Here is a 19,391-nt window from a genome sequence, read left to right as displayed (position 1 = left end):
CCAGGACCACCGTCCCCGCTACGTCGACTGCCGCTTCACCAGTTCCGTGGGCAGGATCACCGCTGCCGGATCCTCGCCGCCGATCTGCGCGAGCAGCACCCGGACCATCTCGGCGCTGATCCGGTCGTACGGCTGCCGGATGGTCGTCAGCTGGGGGCGGGCGGCCAGGGCGGCCGAGGAGTCGTCGAAGCCGCCGACCGACACGTCCCCGGGGACGCTTCGCCCCGCCCGCTCCAGTGCGGTCAGCACACCCTGCGCCATCAGGTCGGACGCGACGAACACGGCGTCCAGGTCCGGGCGCCGGTCCAGCAGCCGGTCCGCGCCCGCCTCGCCGCTGGCCCGGCTGTAGTCGCCGGAGACGACGAGGCGCTCGTCGTACTCGATGCCCGCCTCGCTGAGGATCTCGCGGTAGCCCGCCAGACGCTCCACACCGCCCGGGGTGTCGAGCGGGCCGGTGACCATGCCGATGCGGCGGCGGCCCAGCGACAGGAGATGGCGGACCATGTCCCGGGCGCCGTCGCGGTCGGCCGCCGCCACGTAGCTCACCTTTGAGCCGAGGCCGATCGGCTTGCCGCACGCGACGAGCGGGACGCCCGCCTCGCACAGCTCCTGCGCGACCGGGTCACCGGAGTGGCTGGAGACCAGCAGCACCCCGTCCACGTGCCCGGCGGTGATGTACCGCGTGATGCGGCGCCGCTCGTCCTCCGTGCCGGCCAGCATCAGCAGCAGCGGGATGTCGTGCGCGGCCAGCGCCTGGGTGCAGCCGCGCAGCAGGACGTTGAAGTTCGGGTCCTCGAAGAACCGCTCCTGGGGCTCCGTGAGCAGGAAGCCCACCGAGTCGGAACGGCCGGTGATCAGCGAGCGGGCGTGCCGGTTGACGACGTAACCCGTCCTGCGGATGGCGGCGTTGACCGCCTCCGCCGCGGCCGGGCTGACGTAGTGCCCGCCGTTGAGCACACGCGAGACGGTGCCCCGCGAGACTCCCGCCTCCCGCGCCACGTCGTGGATGGTCGGTGGTTTGCGTCGGCCACCCGCACCATTGTTCATGGTCATGACTTTACGGCTCCGGACAGCAGGTCCAGGCTCCAGAACCGCTGAACGACCAGGAACAGCGCCACGAGCGGGATCACCGCGAGGAACGCGCCGGTGATCACCAGCGTGTACAGGGCCGGCTGGTTGGAGCCCTGTTCCAGCAAGGTGAACAGACCCAGGGTGATCGGGAACTTCTCGTCGTCGCTGAGCATGATGTACGGCAGCAGGAAGTTGTTCCACACCGCCACGAACTGGAACAGGAACACCGTGACCAGCCCGGGGATCATCATCGGCAGTGCGATCCGGGTGAAGATCCGCCACTCGCTCGCCCCGTCCATCCGGCCGGCCTCCACCACGTCGGCGGGCACGGCCGCGGCCGCGTAGATGCGCGCGAGGTAGACGCCGTACGGGGAGAGGATCTGCGGCAGCAGCACGGACCAGTAGGAGTCCGTGAGGTCGGCGTTCGCCATCAGCAGGTACTGCGGGACGGCGAGGATGATCGGCGGCATCAGCACGCCCGCGAGCAGGATGTTGAACATCGTCTCGCGGCCGCGGAAGCGGTAGATCGCCAGCGCGTACCCGCTGACCGCGGACACGCACGTCGACAGCAGCGCCCCGAGACCGGCGTAGAGGGCGGAGTTGCCCATCCACGTCCAGTACACGCCGTCGCGGTAGGCGTTGAGATCCTTGAGGTTGTCGGCGAAGCCCGTGCCGGGCAGGAACGTGAACGTGGAGAACAGCTCACGCCCGGACTTGGTGGACGCGATCACCACCCACGCCACCGGGAGGAGACAGTAGAGGGCTCCCAGCAGCAGTGTGATCGTGGGGACCAGCGAGATCCTGCTGCGCAGCGGCGGGCGGCTACGGGCCGCGCCCGAGGTGCCGGCCGCCGACGGCGCCTTCTGTACGGCAAGAGAACTCATCGTGCTGCCTCCTGCTTGTTACGACGGTTCGCGGCCCGCAGGAAGCCGAACGACAGCACCAGCGTGGCGAGCGCGATGATCACGGCCTCGGCGGCCGCCTGGTAGATGTCACCGGTGCCGAAGGCGTCCCGGTACACCTTCATCAGCGGACTCCAGGTGGTGGACACGGAGTTGGTGAGCGGCTTCAGGGTGGTCGGCTCGTTGAACACCTGGAGCGTGGCGATGATCGAGAAGAAGAAGGTCAGCACCAACGAGGGCGCCACCATCGGGATCTTGATCCTCAGTGCGATCTGCAGCGGGGTGGCGCCGTCCAGCTTCGCCGCCTCGTACACCTCGGCCGGGATGGCCTGCAACGAGGTGTAGATGACGATCATGTTGAAGCCGGTGCCGCCCCAGATCGCGATGTTGGAGAGGGCGAGATAGAGGGGGCCGCCGTCCAGCAGGTCCGGCTGCGGCAGGCCCAGCTTCTCCAGCACGAAGTAGAACGGGCTGACGTCCGGCAGGTACAGGAAGCCCCACAGCAGCGCCGCCACCACGCCGGGGATGGCGTACGGCAGGAAGATCGCGAGCCGGGTGAACGGGGCGAGCCGCACCTTCTCGGAGTCGAGCATCAGCGCGAACAGCAGCGCCAGGCCCAGCATCAGCGGGACGACGATGCAGCCGTACCCGAGGACGCGCAGCGCGCCGTCGACCAGCTCGCTGTCGGTGAGGGCGGCGGTGTAGTTCCCGACGCCGGCCCAGACCTCGCTGCGGGCGCCGGCGCCCAGGCCGAGCCCGGAGACCTTCACCTTGTGGAAGCTGAGCCAGACCGCGTACCCGATGGGCAGGGCGAAGAACAACGCGAAGAGGATCGTCGCGGGGATGAGGAAGGCATACGGGGCCCCCTTGACCCCGTACGACTTCCGGCGTGCGGTGGTCACTCGGAGACCTCGAAGCCCTGCTTCTTCATGTCGGCGACGGTGGCCGACTGCATCTTGGCCAGAGCGGCGGAGAAGTCCGACTTGTCCTTGGCGGCGGCGCCGAACGCGTCCTTGAAGGTGGTGTAGGCGACGTTCACGTTCGGGCCCCAGGCCGAGGGTGCCGTGGTCTTCGCGATCTTGGCGGCCAGGGTGTAGAAGTCCGCCTGCGTCGAGAAGTAGTCCGGCGGGGTGGTGAAGGCGCCGCTGAGCTGGGCGGAGGTGGACGCCGGGTAGATGCCGCCCTCCTTGGCCAGCGCGGTGAGCGCGTCGCCGTCGGTGTTCAGCCAGGCGGCGAACTTCGCGGCGGCCTCCTTGTGCTTGGAGTCCGTCGTCACGGCCGTGGAGGATCCGCCCCAACTGCCGGTGACGTTCTCGCTGTTCGACCACTGGGGGAGCGGGGCCATGGCCCACTTGCCCTTGGTGTCGGGCGCGGCGGTGGTCAGGGTGCCCGGGGCCCAGACGGCGGAGACCCAGGCGATCTGCTTGCCGGTGTTGAGCGCCTTGTTCCAGGCCGGGGTGTACATCGGCTGGTTGTCGATGGCGCCCTCCTTGACGAGGCCGCCCCAGAAGTCGGCGACCTTCTTGGTGGCCGCGTCGTCGATGCCGACGTTCCACTTGTCGCCGGAGGTGGTCCACCACTTGGCGCCGGCCTGCTGGGCGAGGCCCGCGAAGAGACCGGAGTCGTTGGCGGAGAACGTGGTGAGGTCGGTGTCCGGGGACTTCTTCTTCAGCGCGCGGGCGGTCTCGGCGAACTGCTCCCAGGTGGTGGGGACCGTCAGGCCGTACTGCTTGAAGAGGTCGGCGCGGTAATAGAACATCATCGGGCCGATGTCCTGCGGCACCGCGTAGACGGCGTCCGTGCCCAGCGTGGTCTGCTGCCAGACGCCGTCGGCGAACTTGGCCTTGGCGTCGCCGACGTTCTTGGCTATGTCCGCCAGTGCGTCATTGCTGACCAGCGTCGGCAGCGCCTGGTACTCGGCCTGGACCAGGTCCGGGGCCTTGCCGGCGGTGTGCGCGGTGAGGATCTTGGTGACCAGCGTGTCGCCGGACGCCTGCTTCTTCACCGTGACGGTGATCTGGTCCTTCTTGCCCTGGCCCTTGTTCCACAGGTCCACGACCTTGTCCATGCCGGGCGTCCACGTCCAGTACGTGAGCGAGACCGGGCCGGACTCGGCGTCGCCGTCGTCGTCGGACGAGCCGCAGGCGGCGAGTGCGGTGGCGCCGAGGGTGACGGCGATGGCGGATGCCGCGAATCTGCGGAGCCGGCGGCGCTTCGTGTTGGGCATGGATCTCTCCCCTGACCTGGGTCCTGGTGTCTGTGAGCGTTCACAGTAGAGAAACATCCCGGACACTTGTCAATGGTTGTTGCTGTGCGGTTATGTTGGGCCCGCACCGCCCGCAGCTGTGTGTGCACGTTCCCAAATGATCGATTAAACGGGAGAAATACATGCCGGCGACCAACCCCAGGGGCCTCACCGGGCTCGCCTTCGGTGGGGACTACAACCCCGAGCAATGGCCGGAAAGCGTCTGGCAGGACGACGTCCGGCTGATGCGCGAGGCCGGCGTCACCATGGTGAGCGTCGGGATCTTCTCCTGGGCCCTCCTGGAGCCCGCTCCCGGGGAGTACGACTTCGGCTGGCTCGACCGCGTCATCGGCCTGCTGCACGAGAACGGCATCCGCGTCGACCTGGGCACGCCCACCGTGGCCCCGCCGGTCTGGTTCTACCGCCGCCACCCCGAGGCGCTCCCGGTGACCCCCGAGGGCGTGCGCTACGAGTTCGGCTCCCGCGCCGCGATCTGCCACAGCAACGCGGACTACCGCGCCGCCGCGGCGAACATCACCACCCAGCTCGCGCAGCGCTACGGCGACCACCCGGCGCTGGCGATGTGGCACGTGCACAACGAGTACGGCGTCCCCGTCTCGGCCTGCTACTGCGACTCCTGCGCCGCCCACTTCCGCCGCTGGCTCGCCACGACGTACGGCACGATCGACGCGGTCAACGCGGCCTGGGGCACCGCCTTCTGGGGCCAGCGGTACGCGAGCTTCGAGGACGTCAACCCGCCGCGCGCCACCCCGACCGTCGGCAACCCGGGCCAGGCCCTCGACTACAAGCGGTTCGCCGACGCCACCATGCGCGAGAACTTCGTGGCGGAACGGGACATCCTGCACCGCCTCGCGCCCGGTCTCCCGGTGACGACCAACTTCATGACCGCCCTCAGCCAGTGCGACTCGGTCGACTACTGGGCCTGGGGCCGCGAGGTCGACATCGTCACCAACGACCACTACCTGATCACCGACGGCCGGCGCACCCACGTCAACCTCGCGATGGCCGCCGACCTCACCCGCTCCGTCGGCGCCGGCGCGCCCTGGATCCTGCTGGAGCACTCCACCTCGGGCATCAACTGGCAGCCGCGCAACCCCGCCAAGGCCCCCGGCCAGATGGCCCGCAACTCCCTGGCGCACGTGGCCCGCGGCTCCGAGGGCGCCATGTTCTTCCAGTGGCGGCAGTCCCGGCGCGGCGCCGAGAAGTTCCACTCGGCGATGGTCCCGCACGGCGGCACCGACACCCGCGTGTGGCGCGAGGTCGTCGAGCTCGGCGCCTCGCTCGACTCCCTCGCCGCGATCCGCGGCACCCGCACCGAGGCCGATGCGGCGGTGCTCTGGGACTGGCACTCCTGGTGGGCGCAGAACCTCGCCTGGCGCCCCAGCGAGGACGCCGACCCGCGTGAGCGCGCCGACGCCTTCTACGAGGCCCTCTACGACCGCCACCTCACCGTCGACTTCGCCCACCCCGAGTCCGACCTCTCGACGTACCCGCTGGTCGTGGTGCCCGCCCTCTACCTGATGACGGAGGCCGCCGGGCACAACCTCAAGAGTTACGTCGAGAACGGCGGCACCCTCGTCGTGTCGTACTTCTCCGGCATCGTCGACGAGCACGACGCCGTCCACGACGGCGCCTACCCGGGCGCGCTCCGGGACGTCCTGGGCCTCACCGTCGAGGAGTTCTCACCGCTGCTGCAGGGCGAGAACATCCGGCTCACCGGCCCGGACGGCTCCGAGCTGGCCGGAGACGTATGGACCGAGTTCGTCGTCCCGCGCGGCGCCGAGACCGTCTGGACCTACGCCGACGGCCTCACCGCGGGCCACCCCGCCGTCACCCGGCACCGCCTCGGCGAGGGCGCCGCCTGGTACGTCTCCACCCGCCTCGGCCCCGACGGCCTGGACGCGCTGCTCGGCTGCGCCGCCGAGGACGCGAGCATCGCCCCGCGCGCCGATCTGCCCCACGACGTCGAGGTCGTGCGCCGCTCCGGAGAGACGGGCAGCTACCTCTTCGCCGTCAACCACACCGCCACCGACGCCAAGGTGCCGCTGGACGTCTCCGGCACCGAACTGCTGACGGGCGAACGCGCCGCCGGCCGCCTCGCGGTCCCGGCGGGAGCCGTCCGGGTCGTACGACTCGACGGCTGAGCCGACTCCCCCTCCGCCCGTGGAGCCGCGAGCCGCGGGCGGAGGGGGTCCCTCACCGCACCACCAGCACCACCGAGGGAACCCCATCCCCATCACGTCGAAGGGACGACGGACGACGATGTTCCATCCCAGACGCACCTTGAGAGCCCTGCTGCTGCCGCTCGCCGCAGGACTCTCCTTCATCGCCCTGCCCGCGCAGACCGCCCAGGCGGCCTCCACCCTCACCAACGCCGGCTTCGAGACGGACGGCGCCGGCACCGCGACGCCGACCGGCTGGTCCACGTACTCGGCGGCGGGCCAGAACTCCGCCTCCTTCGCCGAGGCCGGCGGACGCAGCGGCGGCTACCGGCTGACCCACTGGGCGTCCACCGCCTACAAGGTGGAGACCTACCAGTACCTGTCGGGGCTGACCAACGGCGCCTACAAGCTCTCCGCCTGGGTCCGCTCCGGCGGCGGCCAGAACTCCGCCTACATAGCCCTGAAGAACTGCGGCAGTTCGGAACAGCGCACCGATCTCCCCGTCTCTTCGAGCGGGTGGATCCACATCGTCACGCCGATCAACGTGACCAACAACCAGTGCACCGTCAGCATCAACAGCGACGCGAACGCCGGCAACTGGATCAACGTCGACGACCTGACCTTCACCTCCGGCACCACCGGACTGTCGATCAAGGGCTCCGACATCTCCTCCCTCGCCAAGAGCGAGGCCAAGGGCGGTGTCTACAGGACGAGTTCGGGCACGGCCGGCGACGCGGTCACCATCCTGAAGAACGCCGGCATGAACTACGCGCGCCTGAAGGTCTGGGTCGACCCGGCCGACGGCTACAACAACAAGACGCGCGTCCTCGCCGTCGCCAAGCGCGTCAAGGCCGCCGGCATGAAGCTCCTGGTCGACTTCCACTACTCGGACACCTGGGCCGACCCGGGCGCCCAGTCCAAGCCCGCCGCGTGGTCCGGCCACTCGTACAGCCAGCTCAAGACGGACGTGTACAACCACACCTACGACGTGCTGAACGCGCTGAAGGCGCAGGGCACCACCGCCGACATGGTCCAGGTGGGCAACGAGATCAACGGCGGCATGATGTGGTCCGAGGGGTCCACCGACAACTGGGGTCAGCTGGCCGGTCTGCTCAACTCCGGCTACGACGCCGTCAAGGCCGTCAACTCGTCCACTGCCGTCGCCCTTCACCTCGCCAAGGGCGGTGACCTGAGCGGCACCCGCTGGTGGTTCGACAGCGCCGTCTCCAACGGCGTGAAGTTCGACGCCATCGGTCTGTCGTACTACGGGTACTGGCACGGCACGCTCGCCGACTTCCAGACCACCCTGGACGACGCCGCGTCCCGCTACGCCAAGCCGGTGTTCCTCGCCGAGACGGCCTACCCCTTCCGGCTCGACAGCGACGACTCGCTCACCAACCAGATCGATCTGTCCTCCGAACTGGTCACCGGCTACCCGGCGACCCCGGCCGGCCAGCTGGCGTGGATGAACGCCGTCGCGAACATCGTGGAGGCCGTCCCGAACGGCCGCGGCCTCGGCGTCTTCTACTGGGAGGCGACCTGGACGGCCGTCACCGGCAACGGCTGGGACCCGGCCGACGCCGCCTCCGGCAACGGCTGGGAGAACCAGGCCCTGTTCGGCTACGACGACAAGGCCCTGTCCTCCATGTCGTGGTTCAGCCACCGCTGACCCCCGCAAGCCCGTGCAGCAGGGGCCCGGCCGCACCGCGCGGCCCGGGCCCCTGCCCGTTTCCCGGCGATGTTCCGAACGCGCTTGTGCGGCAAGGCTGTTCGATCCCGGCCAAGGCTCGCGGAGTACGGGACACGGCGGCCCCGACTGCGGAAGAGTGGGAAGACGCGGTACGAGGAGGCCCGGACGGAGGGGGACGACGATGCTGAGGACTCCCGTAAGTGAGAGGCGACGGGACATCCTGGAGTGGCTGAAGGACCCGGCCCGGCACTTCCCGCCACAACGGCACGCAGACCTCGTCGAGGACGGCGTCACCGCGGAGCTCGTCGCGGCGAAACTGGGCGTGCCCCGCCAGGTGGCCGACACCCACCTCGCCCTGCTCGCGGGCATCGGCCTGCTGCGCGCCAAGCGGCTCAGGCGCCGCACGTACTACCGACGCGACGAGATGCGCATCGCACAGGTGGCGCGCATGTTCGAGAAGGGGTGGTAGGGAACGTCGGGAAGGGGCCGTAGAGGACAGCGGGACCGCTTTCCGGAAAAGCCCGGCAAAGGACCATGGTGACGACCTGTCGGTGACACGCCCGCCTGCGAGGATGGCCGCCTCCTGAAGGAAGGGCGGACCCCTATGGACCGTCGGACGCCACTCGTCCCCCTCCGGTACCTCACTCTCCCCGGGCGCGGCCCGGAGGACGTCGTCGCCGATCCGAGAGGGCGTGTGCTGACCGGGGTGTCGGACGGGCGGATCCTGCGCGTCGACGGTCTGGACGACCCGCCCACCGCCCGCGTCGAGCACGTCGGTGAGATCGGCGGCCGTCCGCTCGGCCTCGAACTCCTCCCGGACGGCGACCTGTTGGTGTGCTGCGCCGACGGCGCGCTGCTGCGCGTCGACCCCGACGGCGGCCCCGGCAATGTCCGGGTGCTGACCGAGTCGGCGGCGGGGGAGCGGCTGCGCTTCTGCAGCAACGTCGTCGCCCTGCCCGACGGCACCGTCTACTTCACCGTCTCCAGCCAGGTCCACCCCTTGGCGGACTGGATGGGCGAGATCGTCGAACACACCGGCACCGGACGCCTGTTGCGTCTCGACCCGGGCGCCCGCGAGGCCGAAGTCGTCCTGGAGGGACTGCAGTTCGCCAACGGCCTCGCCCGCAGCGCCGACGACTCCTTCCTCATCGTCGCCGAGACCGGCGCCCGCCGTCTCACTCGCTTCTGGCTCACCGGTCCCCGGGCCGGACAGGCCGAGCCCCTGGTCGAGGACCTGCCGGGCTTCCCCGACAACCTGTGGCGCGGCGCGCCCGACGGCCCCGTCTGGGTGGCGCTGGCCGGCCCGCCCGTCCCGCCGCTCGACCTCCTGCACCGCGCCGCCCCCGCCGTCCGCCGGCGCGCCGCCCGGCTCGCCGCGAGCGCGCCCTACCGGCCCTCGGGCGGCGCGGGTGTGCTCGCGATCGACGACGACGGCCGGATCCTGCACCACCTCACCCGCCGCCGCTCCGGCTTCCGCATGGTCACCAGCGTCTGCGAGACCGGCGGCCGGCTGGTCCTGGGCAGCCTCTGGGAGCGCGGCATCGCGGTCTGTGAGGCGCCCGTGACCAAGTGAGACGGCGCTACCCTGGTGCCCTTCCGTGATCACCCCGAGGAGACGGGGCGGTCCCGGACCGGGCAGGAGACGTACGACATGACAGCCCCGGAGGCCGAGAGCCTCCGCAGCAGCGCTCCACGGAGGACCACCGGGACGGGCCGGCTCCCGGTGGTCGCCGTCGTGGCCGTGGGCGGCGGCCTCGGCGCCGTCGCCCGGTACGCGGCCGCGCTGCGGTGGCCCACCGAGGCCGGCGGATTCCCCTGGACGACCTTCTGGGTGAACATCGTCGGCTGCGCGGTGATCGGTGTGTTCCTGGTGCTGATCACCGAGGCCATGACCGCCCACCCGCTGGTGCGCCCGTTCTTCGGCACCGGCGTGCTCGGCGGCTTCACCACCTTCTCGACGTACGCCGTCGACGTCCAGCGGCTCTTCGACCAGGGCCGTCCCGGCACGGCCCTGGCCTATCTCGCCGCGACCCTGTGCGCGGCGCTCCTGACGGTGTGGCTCGCGGCCACCGCGACCCGCCGCGTTCTCCGGTGGAGGCAGTCATGACCAGGCTGACCGGCAACGCCCTGCGGCTGACCGTGTTCCTCGGCGAGAGCGACACCTGGCGCCGCAAGCCCCTCTACGCGGAGATCGTGCACCGCGCGCACGCGGCCGGGCTGGCCGGCGCCAGCGTCTTCCGCGGCATCGAGGGCTTCGGCGCGTCCTCGATCGTGCACACCTCCCGGCTGCTCTCGCTCAGCGAGGACCTGCCGGTGGCGGTCGTCGTCGTGGACACCGAGGAGCGGGTGCGGGCCTTTCTGCCCGAGCTCGACGAGCTGGTCACGGAGGGGATGGTGACCCTCGACCCCTGCGAGGTGATCAGATATGTCGGCCGCGAAGCGAACCAGGGCGATTCGGACACGAAGGGTAAGAACTCGTTGTGAACTGGCTGGTGGTCGTCGCCGGCGGAATGATCGGCGCCCCGCTCCGCTATCTGACCGACCGGGCGGTGCAGTCCCGGCACGACTCGGTCTTCCCCTGGGGCACCTTCGTCGTGAACATCGTCGGCTGTCTCGTCCTGGGCACGCTGACCGGCGCCGCCGTCGGTCCTGACCTGCGGCTTTTCCTGGGCACGGGGTTCTGCGGAGCGCTGACGACGTACTCGACCTTCGGCTACGAGACCCTGCGGCTGACCGAGACGGGCGCGGGGCTGTATGCCGTCGCCAACGTCATGGGGAGTGTGGTGGCGGGCCTCGGGGCCGCGTTCGCCGGGGTGGCGATAGGCCAGGCGGTGTGGCCGTAGCCGGCCGGCCGCACCCGCGCCTGGTAGGACTGGCCCCCGCACTGTCGCCCACCGCCCACCGACCTCCTCAGAACTGGATTCCATGAGCGCCATCTCCGTCGGCCAAGCCGTCGTCCTCGGAGCCGTCGAGGGAGTGACCGAGTTCCTCCCCGTCTCCTCCACCGGCCATCTGAAGATCGCCGAAGGCCTGATGAGCATCCCGGTCGACGACGACGCCGTCGTCGGGTTCTCCGCCGTCATCCAGGTCGGGGCGATCGCCGCCGTGCTCGTGTACTTCCGCAAGGACATCGTGCGGATCGTGTCCGCCTGGTTCCGGGGTCTCGGCAACCGCGAGGAGCGCCACCACCACGACTACAAGTTCGCCTGGTGGGTGATCTACGCGACGATCCCCATCGTGGTCGTGGGGCTCGCCGCCAAGCCGCTCATCGAAGGGCCGCTGGCCTCGCTGTGGGTGGTCGCCGGCTCGCTGATCGCCGGCAGCGCAGTGATGTGGGCGGCCGACCAGATGGGCCGGCACAAGCGCGGCGAGGACGACACCTCGTTCAAGGACGCGATGCTGGTCGGCAGCTCCCAGATCCTCGCGCTGCTCTTCCCCGGCTTCTCCCGCTCGGGCGCCACCATGTCCACCGCGCTCATGCTCGACCTGGACCGGGTCGCTGCCACCCGGCTGTCGTTCTTCCTCGGCATCCCCGCCCTGACCGGCGCCGGGATCTACGAGCTGAAGGACGCGCTCGGCACCGGCGCGGGCGCGGCGCCCCTGGTCGTCGGCACGGCCGTGTCCTTCGTGGTCGCCTACGCCTCCATCGCCTGGCTGCTCAAATTCGTCGCCAAGCACTCGTTCAACGCGTTCGTGATCTACCGGATCGTCATCGGCCTGGCACTGTTCGGACTGCTGGCCACCGGGGTCCTGGGCAGCTGACCGACGGGTGCCGGGCGAAGTCCCCTCAGGGGGCGGGAAGTTGCCATTCAGGCCGCCCGCCCCCTGAATTTTTGTTTTCGGGCGTCTTGACAGCAGCCTTCGGCCACCCGGAGTATCACTCCCGTGAACCTGTCAGACAGCCAGACAGGTGGCGGGGTACCGCGGCGCGTCAGCGCGATGGAAGCGGTACTCACCCACCTCCGCGGCGCCATCGAGCACGGCGAGTACGCCATCGGCGACAAGCTTCCCTCCGAGGCCGAGCTCTGCCGCACCCTCGAGGTGTCCCGGCCCGTGCTGCGCGAGGCCCTGCGCGCCCTGCAGACCATGGGCCTGACGGTCGCCAAGACCGGCAAGGGCACCTTCGTGATCGCGAACACCGTCGAGGACCCCACCTTCGGCGACTACGCGGCCAGCGACCTGCTCGAGGTCCGCCGGCACGTGGAGATCCCGGTCGCCGGGTACGCGGCCCTGCGCCGCACCCCGGAGAACCTGGACCACCTCGCCCATCTGCTCGACCGCATGGAACGGGAGACGGACACCACCGCCTGGGTCGCGATGGACACCCTCTTCCACCTGGCCGTCGCCGAAGCCGCCCAGAACCCGGTCTTCCGCCGGGTCATCGAGGAGATCCGGGACGCGCTGGCGCGTCAGTCGGCCTTCCTCAACGAGCTGGGCGGCCGGCGCGAGCAGTCCAACCGCGAGCACCGGGCGATCGTCGAGGCCCTGATCGACGGTTCCGAGCCCGACGCGGTGGAGGCCATGAGCCACCACCTCGACCGCGTCGAGACGACCCTCACCGACATCGTGCGTGCCCCGCGCACCACCCCTCACCTGGAAGGCGGACCCGCGGCGTGAGCGACCAGCACCTCAAAGACGAGACGCAGACCTCCCCCCGTCACGTCGACGCCGGAGACGAGGGCTACAGCAAGTCGCTGAAGTCCCGGCACGTCAACATGATCGCCATCGGCGGAGCCATCGGCACCGGCCTCTTCCTCGGCGCGGGCGGCCGGCTCGCCGACGCCGGCCCGTCCCTGTTCGTCGCGTACGCCGTCTGCGGCCTCTTCGCGTTCCTGGTCGTGCGCGCCCTGGGCGAGCTCGTCCTGTACCGGCCCTCGTCCGGCGCCTTCGTGTCGTACGCCCGCGAGTTCCTCGGCGAGAAGGGCGCGTACGTCGCGGGCTGGATGTACTTCCTGAACTGGGCCACCACCGGCATCGCCGACATCACCGCGGTGGCCGTCTACACCCACTACTGGGGCATGTTCTCCGACATCCCGCAGTGGGTGATCGCCCTGATCGCGCTGGCCGTGGTCCTCACGGTGAACCTGATCTCGGTGAAGCTGTTCGGCGAACTGGAGTTCTGGTTCGCGATCATCAAGGTCAGCGCGCTCGTCGTCTTCATGCTCATCGGCATCTTCCTGCTGGTCACCCAGCACCCCGTCGACGGCAGCACGCCCGGCCCGTCCCTGATCACCGACAACGGCGGCGTCTTCCCCAACGGCCTGCTGCCCATGCTGCTGATCATCCAGGGCGTCGTCTTCGCCTACGCCTCGGTCGAACTGGTCGGCGTCGCCGCGGGCGAGACCGAGAACCCCGAGAAGATCATGCCCAAGGCGATCAACTCGATCATGTGGCGGGTGGGCCTGTTCTACGTCGGCTCGGTGGTCCTGCTGTCGATGCTGCTGCCCTGGAACAAGTACACGTCCGGCGAGAGCCCCTTCGTCACGGTCCTGTCCAACATCGGCATCCCGGCCGCCGGCGGCGTGATGAACCTCGTCGTCCTCACCGCGGCCATGTCCTCGCTCAACTCCGGCCTGTACTCCACCGGCCGCATCCTGCGCTCCATGGCGATGTCCGGCTCCGCGCCGAAGTTCACCGGCGTGATGAGCCGCAGCCAGGTCCCGTACGGCGGCATTCTGCTCACCAGCGGTATCTGTGTCCTGGGCGTCGGTCTGAACTTCGTGGTCCCGGCGGACGCCTTCGAGATCGTCCTGAACTTCGCGGCGATCGGCATCCTCTCCACCTGGGGCATGATCATGATCTGTCACCTCCTCTTCTGGCAGAAGACCCAGAAGGGCGAGCTGACCCGCCCGAGCTACCGGCTCCCGGGCTCCCCCTGGACCGAACTCGTGACGCTGTTCTTCCTCGCCTCGGTCCTGGTCCTCATGTACGCCGACGGCGGCGCCGGACGCACCACCGTGCTGTGCCTGCCGCTGATCGTCGCAGCGCTCGTGGTCGGCTGGTACGCCATCCGCCGCAACCTCGCGCGCACCGCGGCCAGGGCCGACAAGGCCGACGCATGACCCCGGCGCCGCCCCACGACAACCCACAAGCGATCCAGGCAGTGATGTACAGCAGTTCCCTCGCCGACGCCCCCGCGATCCGCGAACCCCTGCACGCACCCGTCGCCCACCTCGTCCGCGGCGGGGTGACCGAGGGCGTCCACTACGGCTCCGTCGTCGTCCTCGGCGCCGACGGCGACGTCGAGTTCCAGCTCGGCGACATCGAGGCCGCCTTCTACCCGCGCTCGGCGCTCAAGCCCGTCCAGGCCGTCGCCATGGTCCGGGCCGGGCTGCCGCTCGACGGCGAGCTGCTCTCGCTCGCCGCCGCCAGCCACTCCGGCGAGGAACGGCATCTCGCCGGGACCCGCCGGATCCTGGAGCTGGCCGGCGTCACGGAGGACGACCTGCGCAACGTCACGGACCTGCCGTACGACCCGGCGGTCCGCGACGCGTGGATCCGGGACGGCCGCGCGCCCTCCCGGCTCGCGCAGAACTGCTCGGGCAAGCACGCGGCGATGCTGTACACCTGCAAGCTCAACGGCTGGTCCCTCGACGACTACCTCGACCCGGAGCACCCGCTCCAGCAGGCGATCGCCGAGATCGTCGAGGACCTCACCGGACAGCGGATCGCCCGGGTCACCGTCGACGGGTGCGGCGCCCCCCTCTTCTCCGTCTCCCTGCACGGCCTCGCCCGGTCCGCCGCCCGCATCACCACGGCGGTCCCGGGCACCCCCGAGGCCCGGGTCGCGGACGCCATGCGCGACCACGCCGAGATGGCCTCCGGCGCCGGCCGGGACGTGGCCGCCCTGATGCGGGCCGTCCCCGGCCTGCTCGCCAAGGACGGCTTCGAGGGCGTCGAGGTCGCCGCCCTCCAGGACGGCCGGGCCGTCGCCGTCAAGATCTCCGACGGCGCGAACCGGGCGCGCGTCCCGGTCACCGCGGCCGCGCTCGCCCGGGCCGGCGTCGACCCCGTACTCCTCACCGAATTCGCGGGCGAGCCGCTCCTCGGCGGCGGCCGACCGGTCGGCTCCGTCCGCCCGGTCCGCGCCCTGGACCCGGTCACGGTACGGGCCTGCGCGTAGCGCTCCGCGGGCTGGGCCGCTGTTCGTCCGCGGCCCGGCCGTGGCTGGTCGCGCCCCGCGGCACAGCCGCACAGGTCACAGCCCCGTGCCCCCGGCAGGGGCCCGGTCGGGCCCTCGTGCCCGGCCCATGAACCGCCGGCCCGGTCACCACCGGGCCGGGGCCCGACCGGCTCGGGCGGGCGTCATCCCGTACCGCCCGAGCCGGCCGCCACCACGCCAGATGTCACCCGCACGCCTCACCCTCCCCTCAGAAAGAGGCCGCACCCTCATGACCGCCGCCGTCACCCGTAGCGAACACGATCTGCTCGGAGACCGGGACGTCCCGGCCGACGCGTACTGGGGCGTCCACACCCTGCGCGCCACGGAGAACTTCCCCATCACCGGCACGCCGATCTCCGCCTACCCGCACCTCATCGACGCCCTCGCCGCCGTCAAGGAGGCCGCCGCCCTGGCCAACGAGGAGCTCGGCCTGCTGGCGCCGGACAAGGCGGCCGCCATCGTCGCCGCCTGCCGGGAGATCCGCGCGGGCAAGCTGCACGACCAGTTCGTGGTGGACGTCATCCAGGGCGGCGCCGGCACCTCGACCAACATGAACGCCAACGAGGTCGTCGCCAACCGGGCCCTCGAACTGCTGGGACACGAGAAGGGGCAGTACGGATACCTGCACCCCAACGAGGACGTCAACCTGGGGCAGTCGACGAACGACGTCTATCCGACCGCCGTCAAGATCGCGACCGTCTTCGCCGTGCGCGGTCTGCTCAAGGCGATGGCCGTCCTGCAGGACTCCTTCGCCCGTAAGGCCGTCGAGTTCCGCCATGTGCTCAAGATGGGCCGTACACAGCTGCAGGACGCGGTGCCCATGACGCTCGGGCAGGAGTTCTCCGCCTATGCCGTCATGATCGACGAGGACCGCAACCGTCTCGACGAGGCCGTCCAGTTGATCCATGAGATCAACCTCGGCGCCACGGCGATCGGGACCGCGCTCAACGCACCGGCCGGATACGCCGAGTCGGCCCGCCGCCACCTCGCCGAGATCACCGGGCTGCCGCTCGTCACCGCCGCGAACCTCGTCGAAGCCACCCAGGACTGCGGCGCGTTCGTCCAGATGTCCGGGGTGCTCAAGCGCGTCGCCGTCAAGCTCAGCAAGAGCTGCAACGACCTGCGGCTGCTGTCGTCCGGTCCGCGGGCCGGTCTCGGCGAGATCAACCTGCCGCCCGTGCAGGCCGGTTCGTCCATCATGCCCGGCAAGGTCAACCCGGTGATCCCCGAGGTCGTCAACCAGGTCGCCTTCGAGGTGATCGGCAACGACGTCACCATCACCATGGCCGCCGAGGCCGGACAGCTCCAGCTCAACGCCTTCGAGCCGATCATCCTGCACTCCCTCTCGGAGAGCATCACCCACCTGCGCGCCGCCTGTCTGACCCTCGCCGAGCGCTGTGTGGACGGCATCACCGCCAACACCGAGGCGCTGCGCGCGACGGTCGAGAACTCCATCGGCCTGGTCACCGCCCTCAACCCGCACATCGGGTACACGGCAGCCACCGACATCGCCAAGGAGGCCCTCGCCACCGGCCGCGGAGTCGCCGAACTCGTCCTGGAGAAGGGCCTGTTGCCCGCCGAGCGACTCGCCGACCTGCTGCGTCCCGAGGTCCTCGCGGGCAGCGGATCCGGCATCGCCTGAGCCACGTCCGCGCACCAGGACCGGCCCGGAGGCAGAATGGTGATCATGACAACGACGTCGTCCCTCGCCTTCCAGCCGGTCCTGGAACGCATCGCCGAGGAGATGGAGCGCACCCCCGGCCGCGGCCGCCCCGCCGACTACATCCCGGCGCTCGCCGCCTGCGACCCGCGTCGCTTCGGCATGGCCGTCGCGGAACTGGACGGCACGGTGTACGGCGTGGGGGACTGGCGGGAGCCGTTCTCCACGCAGTCCCTCACCAAGGTGTTCACCCTCGCCCTCGACCTGGCCCGCGAGGGCGACGCCCTCTGGGAGCACGTGGGCCGCGAGCCCTCCGGCAACCCCTTCAACTCCCTGGTCCAGCTGGAGTACGAGGCCGGCATCCCGCGCAACCCCTTCATCAACGCGGGCGCCCTCGTCGTCACCGACCGCCTCCAGACCCGTACCGGAGATGCGGCCGGCGAACTCCTCGCCTTCCTGCGGGCCGAGAGCGGCAACCCTGCGCTCGACTTCGACGAGGAGGTCGCCGCCTCCGAGTCGAGGCACGGCGACCGCAACGCCGCCCTCGCCCATTTCATGGCGTCCTACGGCAACATCGACAACGACGTGCCGGTCCTTCTCGACCAGTACTTCCGGCAGTGCTCCCTCACCGCCTCCTGCGCCGACCTCGCCCTGGCCACCGGCTTCCTGGCCCGGCACGGCATCCGCGCCGACGGCAGCCGGCTGCTCACCCGCAGCCAGGCCAAGCAGGTCAACGCCGTGATGCTGACCTGCGGCACCTACGACGCGGCCGGCGAGTTCGCCTACCGGGTCGGGCTGCCCGGCAAGAGCGGGGTCGGCGGCGGCATCATCGCCGTCGTGCCGGGCCGCTGCACGCTGTGCGTATGGAGCCCGGGGCTCGACGAGCGCGGCAACTCGGTGGCGGGCGTGGCCGCGCTGGAAAGGTTCACCACGCTCACCGGCCTCTCGGTGTTCTGAGCCCGCCGGGCATGCGGCCGGGCGCTCACGCGGCGGTCACATACAGGCTGCCGCCCGGAGGCCGGAACGTCGCCCTCCGGCCACTCGGCGTTGACACCCTGTCGGAGTGTTGGCCAAGGCGTTTCCCATCGATCTCCGTCGCTGTCAGGTACTGGGCCTGGCCGGCACGGCCACTCTCGCGCTCGGCGGCGAGACGGCCGGTGCGCTGCCCGCCCGTGAGCTGCTGGCACCGTCCTCGGTGCATGCCGTGCTCGGCCTGGTCGGCGTGTACTTCGGCCTGGTGCTGCTGACCGCCGCCTGGATCCTCCTGGGCCGGCTGGTGCGCAGCCTGGATCCGCCGACCCCGCGCGAACTCGTCCTGGTCCTCGTGGTCTGGGCCGCGCCGCTGCTCATCGCGCCGCCCCTGTTCAGCCGGGACGTGTACAGCTACCTGGCCCAGGGCGCCATGGTCGACGCGCATCTCGACGTGTACGCGCACGGCCCGGCCATCCTCGGCGGTCCGCTCGCCGACGAGGTCGCCCCGCTGTGGCAGCACACGGGAGCCCCCTACGGCCCCGTCTTCCTCGCCCTTGCCGCCGCCCTGTCCGCCCTGACCCGGGGCGCGCTCTCGGCCGGGCTCGTCGGCATGAAGTGCGTCGCGCTGTTCGGGGTGGCGCTGATGACCGCCGCCCTGCCCCGGCTCGCCCGCCACAGCGGGGCCGACCCGGGCGCCGCGCTCTGGCTCGGCGTCCTCAACCCGCTGGTGCTGCTGCACCTGGTGGCCGGCGCCCACAACGACGCGATCATGCTGGGGCTGCTCGGCGTCGGCCTGGTCGCGGCGCTCGGCCGCCGTCCGTTGCTGGGGGTCGTGCTGGTCACCCTCGCCGCCCTGGTCAAGGCGCCGGCCGCGCTGGGCCTCGTCGCGATCGTGGTGCTGCAGTTGCGCGCGGGCCGCCGGCCGGTCCCCGCCCTGCTGACGACGGGGGTCGTGGCCGCGGTCACCACGGTCGTCGCGACCGCCGTCGCGGGCACCGGCTACGGCTGGATAGGGGCTCTGAAGACCCCGGTCTCCGCGCACAACTGGGCGCTGACCAGCCTGCTCGGCCGCGCCACCCGCGCCCTCCTGGAGGAGCTCGGCAGCGATCTGGCGCCGCTGGCGGTCCCCGTCTGGCACATCCTGGGGCTCGTGGTCACGGCCGTCGTCCTGGTCGCCATATGGTGGCGGCTGCGCCCCCGCCCGGTGTACGCGCTCGGGCTGAGTCTCGCCACGGTGGCGGCGTTCGGCCCGGCGATCCGTCCCTGGTACGCGCTGTGGGGTCTGTTCCTGATAGCCGCGGCGGCCCCCGACACCTTGATACGGCACCGGACGGCGGCCGTGGCGGGTGTCCTCGCCCTGGCCGTCCTGCCCGACGGGGGCCCGGTGGACGGAGGCCGTCTGCTGCTGGCCGTCTCCGGCGGGGCCCTCGCGGTGGTCGTCCTGTGGCAGGCCCACCTCGCCGCACAGGCGCCGACCGCTCTGGGACGTACGGCATGAGATCCATG

General features: G+C 70.8%; 18 protein-coding genes. 14 read left to right on the top strand and 4 right to left on the bottom strand.

Features of this window, described 5'->3' with window-relative positions:
• Positions 1–18: 18 nt before the first annotated feature.
• From ACWD4O_RS36185 to ACWD4O_RS36170, 4 genes are read right to left on the bottom strand one after another with little or no spacing between them, the layout of a single operon-like run.
• On the bottom strand, positions 19–1,053 hold the full coding sequence (locus ACWD4O_RS36185; RefSeq protein ID WP_451286570.1) for a LacI family DNA-binding transcriptional regulator: 1,035 nt from the start codon (positions 1,051–1,053) through the stop codon (positions 19–21).
• Positions 1,050–1,955 (bottom strand): carbohydrate ABC transporter permease, encoded by a 906-nt coding sequence (locus ACWD4O_RS36180; protein WP_351911925.1) that lies wholly within the window; start codon positions 1,953–1,955, stop codon positions 1,050–1,052. Before ACWD4O_RS36180 ends, ACWD4O_RS36185 begins: the two co-directional genes overlap by 4 nt.
• Complete coding sequence (locus ACWD4O_RS36175; RefSeq protein WP_451286568.1) at positions 1,952–2,875, bottom strand: carbohydrate ABC transporter permease; 924 nt, start codon at positions 2,873–2,875, stop codon at positions 1,952–1,954. The genes ACWD4O_RS36180 and ACWD4O_RS36175 overlap by 4 nt, the downstream gene beginning before the upstream one ends.
• Positions 2,872–4,200, bottom strand: a complete 1,329-nt coding sequence (locus tag ACWD4O_RS36170; RefSeq protein WP_450949940.1) for an ABC transporter substrate-binding protein — start codon at positions 4,198–4,200, stop codon at positions 2,872–2,874. The genes ACWD4O_RS36175 and ACWD4O_RS36170 overlap by 4 nt, the downstream gene beginning before the upstream one ends.
• Positions 4,201–4,361: 161 nt before the next feature.
• On the opposite strand from ACWD4O_RS36170, the gene ACWD4O_RS36165 reads away from it, so the two are divergent.
• The 14 genes from ACWD4O_RS36165 to mptB all read left to right on the top strand — a co-directional run bounded on the left by ACWD4O_RS36165 (position 4,362) and on the right by mptB (position 19,383).
• Entirely contained in the window at positions 4,362–6,383 is a 2,022-nt protein-coding gene (locus ACWD4O_RS36165; protein ID WP_451286565.1) for a beta-galactosidase, read from the top strand.
• Positions 6,384–6,501: 118 nt separating this feature from the next.
• A complete protein-coding gene (locus tag ACWD4O_RS36160; RefSeq protein WP_451286563.1) occupies positions 6,502–8,070 on the top strand; it encodes a glycoside hydrolase family 53 protein in 1,569 nt (522 codons plus the stop codon).
• 202 nt (positions 8,071–8,272) lie between these two features.
• Positions 8,273–8,560: an ArsR family transcriptional regulator gene (locus ACWD4O_RS36155; RefSeq protein WP_451286561.1), complete on the top strand. Its 288-nt coding sequence runs from the start codon at positions 8,273–8,275 to the stop codon at positions 8,558–8,560.
• Positions 8,561–8,695: 135 nt separating this feature from the next.
• Positions 8,696–9,664, top strand: coding sequence for an SMP-30/gluconolactonase/LRE family protein (locus tag ACWD4O_RS36150; RefSeq protein WP_451286559.1), 969 nt, complete (start codon positions 8,696–8,698; stop codon positions 9,662–9,664).
• Between the two features lie 78 nt (positions 9,665–9,742).
• Entirely contained in the window at positions 9,743–10,198 is a 456-nt protein-coding gene (gene crcB, locus ACWD4O_RS36145; RefSeq protein ID WP_451286557.1) for a fluoride efflux transporter CrcB, read from the top strand.
• Positions 10,195–10,575, top strand: a complete 381-nt coding sequence (locus ACWD4O_RS36140; protein WP_451286555.1) for a DUF190 domain-containing protein — start codon at positions 10,195–10,197, stop codon at positions 10,573–10,575. The genes crcB (ACWD4O_RS36145) and ACWD4O_RS36140 overlap by 4 nt, the downstream gene beginning before the upstream one ends.
• Entirely contained in the window at positions 10,572–10,934 is a 363-nt protein-coding gene (gene crcB / locus ACWD4O_RS36135) for a fluoride efflux transporter CrcB (protein ID WP_451286553.1), read from the top strand. Before ACWD4O_RS36140 ends, crcB (ACWD4O_RS36135) begins: the two co-directional genes overlap by 4 nt.
• Positions 10,935–11,016: 82 nt before the next feature.
• Entirely contained in the window at positions 11,017–11,853 is an 837-nt protein-coding gene (locus tag ACWD4O_RS36130; protein WP_451286552.1) for an undecaprenyl-diphosphate phosphatase, read from the top strand.
• 177 nt (positions 11,854–12,030) lie between these two features.
• Positions 12,031–12,708, top strand: coding sequence for a FadR/GntR family transcriptional regulator (locus ACWD4O_RS36125; protein ID WP_451286654.1), 678 nt, complete (start codon positions 12,031–12,033; stop codon positions 12,706–12,708).
• Positions 12,705–14,153: an amino acid permease gene (locus ACWD4O_RS36120; protein ID WP_451286550.1), complete on the top strand. Its 1,449-nt coding sequence runs from the start codon at positions 12,705–12,707 to the stop codon at positions 14,151–14,153. The genes ACWD4O_RS36125 and ACWD4O_RS36120 overlap by 4 nt, the downstream gene beginning before the upstream one ends.
• Before the next feature lie 44 nt (positions 14,154–14,197).
• Positions 14,198–15,214: an asparaginase gene (locus ACWD4O_RS36115; RefSeq protein ID WP_451286548.1), complete on the top strand. Its 1,017-nt coding sequence runs from the start codon at positions 14,198–14,200 to the stop codon at positions 15,212–15,214.
• A gap of 268 nt (positions 15,215–15,482) precedes the next feature.
• The gene (aspA, locus tag ACWD4O_RS36110) at positions 15,483–16,895 is read left to right on the top strand and encodes an aspartate ammonia-lyase (protein WP_451286546.1); all 1,413 of its coding nucleotides are present in this window, start codon (positions 15,483–15,485) and stop codon (positions 16,893–16,895) included.
• 36 nt (positions 16,896–16,931) lie between these two features.
• Positions 16,932–17,870 carry a glutaminase gene (locus ACWD4O_RS36105; protein WP_451286544.1) on the top strand — a complete coding sequence of 313 codons (939 nt, stop codon included), beginning with the start codon at positions 16,932–16,934 and terminating at the stop codon, positions 17,868–17,870.
• A gap of 106 nt (positions 17,871–17,976) precedes the next feature.
• Positions 17,977–19,383 (top strand): polyprenol phosphomannose-dependent alpha 1,6 mannosyltransferase MptB, encoded by a 1,407-nt coding sequence (gene mptB / locus ACWD4O_RS36100; RefSeq protein WP_451286542.1) that lies wholly within the window; start codon positions 17,977–17,979, stop codon positions 19,381–19,383.
• The last annotated feature ends 8 nt before the right edge of the window (positions 19,384–19,391 follow it).

This window comes from Streptomyces sp. NPDC002623 (assembly GCF_053592635.1).
Note: the sequence above shows the minus strand (reverse complement) of the source record. Positions and strands in the feature narration are given on the sequence as shown.

Excerpts from the sequence above, each read along its gene's own strand:
- ACWD4O_RS36185 (WP_451286570.1), bottom strand. The coding sequence starts at position 1,053 with ATGACCATGAACAATGGTGCGGGTGGCCGACGCAAACCACCGACCATC.
- ACWD4O_RS36180 (WP_351911925.1), bottom strand. The coding sequence starts at position 1,955 with ATGAGTTCTCTTGCCGTACAGAAGGCGCCGTCGGCGGCCGGCACCTCG.
- ACWD4O_RS36170 (WP_450949940.1), bottom strand. The coding sequence starts at position 4,200 with ATGCCCAACACGAAGCGCCGCCGGCTCCGCAGATTCGCGGCATCCGCC.
- ACWD4O_RS36165 (WP_451286565.1), top strand. The coding sequence starts at position 4,362 with ATGCCGGCGACCAACCCCAGGGGCCTCACCGGGCTCGCCTTCGGTGGG.
- ACWD4O_RS36160 (WP_451286563.1), top strand. The coding sequence starts at position 6,502 with ATGTTCCATCCCAGACGCACCTTGAGAGCCCTGCTGCTGCCGCTCGCC.
- ACWD4O_RS36155 (WP_451286561.1), top strand. The coding sequence starts at position 8,273 with ATGCTGAGGACTCCCGTAAGTGAGAGGCGACGGGACATCCTGGAGTGG.
- ACWD4O_RS36150 (WP_451286559.1), top strand. The coding sequence starts at position 8,696 with ATGGACCGTCGGACGCCACTCGTCCCCCTCCGGTACCTCACTCTCCCC.
- crcB (WP_451286557.1), top strand. The coding sequence starts at position 9,743 with ATGACAGCCCCGGAGGCCGAGAGCCTCCGCAGCAGCGCTCCACGGAGG.
- ACWD4O_RS36140 (WP_451286555.1), top strand. The coding sequence starts at position 10,195 with ATGACCAGGCTGACCGGCAACGCCCTGCGGCTGACCGTGTTCCTCGGC.
- ACWD4O_RS36130 (WP_451286552.1), top strand. The coding sequence starts at position 11,017 with ATGAGCGCCATCTCCGTCGGCCAAGCCGTCGTCCTCGGAGCCGTCGAG.
- ACWD4O_RS36125 (WP_451286654.1), top strand. The coding sequence starts at position 12,031 with ATGGAAGCGGTACTCACCCACCTCCGCGGCGCCATCGAGCACGGCGAG.
- ACWD4O_RS36115 (WP_451286548.1), top strand. The coding sequence starts at position 14,198 with ATGTACAGCAGTTCCCTCGCCGACGCCCCCGCGATCCGCGAACCCCTG.
- aspA (WP_451286546.1), top strand. The coding sequence starts at position 15,483 with ATGACCGCCGCCGTCACCCGTAGCGAACACGATCTGCTCGGAGACCGG.
- ACWD4O_RS36105 (WP_451286544.1), top strand. The coding sequence starts at position 16,932 with ATGGTGATCATGACAACGACGTCGTCCCTCGCCTTCCAGCCGGTCCTG.